Source organism: Paraburkholderia phymatum (genome assembly GCF_038900715.1).
In the GTDB taxonomy this organism is placed as follows: domain Bacteria; phylum Pseudomonadota; class Gammaproteobacteria; order Burkholderiales; family Burkholderiaceae; genus Paraburkholderia; species Paraburkholderia phymatum_A.
In genome coordinates this window covers 1-421 of sequence record NZ_JAYMRZ010000102.1, presented here as the reverse complement: position 1 = coordinate 421, position 421 = coordinate 1, and the positions used below count along the sequence as shown (strand labels likewise).

At 69.1% G+C, this 421-nt stretch carries 1 pseudogene; it reads right to left on the bottom strand.

The features are described 5' to 3' along the window. Positions 1-209 precede the first annotated feature (209 nt). A pseudogene (locus tag VSR68_RS42600) lies at positions 210-421 on the bottom strand (nitrilotriacetate monooxygenase); the annotation flags it as partial.

Here is a 421-nt window from a genome sequence, read left to right as displayed (position 1 = left end):
CTCGTGAAGCCCTGCACCCCCAAGATCAAGCCCCCCACCCCAGGATCAGGCCCTCCACCCGAGGAATGAGCTCTTCAGCCCAGGATTAAGTGCAGGTTTTGCCGCTCACGGGCCGAAAAGTGGCAAAAGCTGCACTTAAGCGTGCGGGCCGTGGTGCCTGGCGAGCGTGCAGCCTCCGGGGCGCGGCGGCGTCGTCGTGGGGTGGGCGGTCAGCCCTCGGTGAGGTGGCCGCGCAGCGTGGTGGCGGTGTACTCGGTGCGGAACAGGCCGCGGCGCTGCAGCTCGGGGACCGCGAGGTCCACGAAGTCCGTGAGCGAGTCCGGCTGCACGGGCGGCATGAGGTTGAAACCGTCCGCGCCGCCGTTCTCCAGCCACTCCTGCATCCGGTCCGCGATGGACTCCGGGGTGCCCACCATGGTGC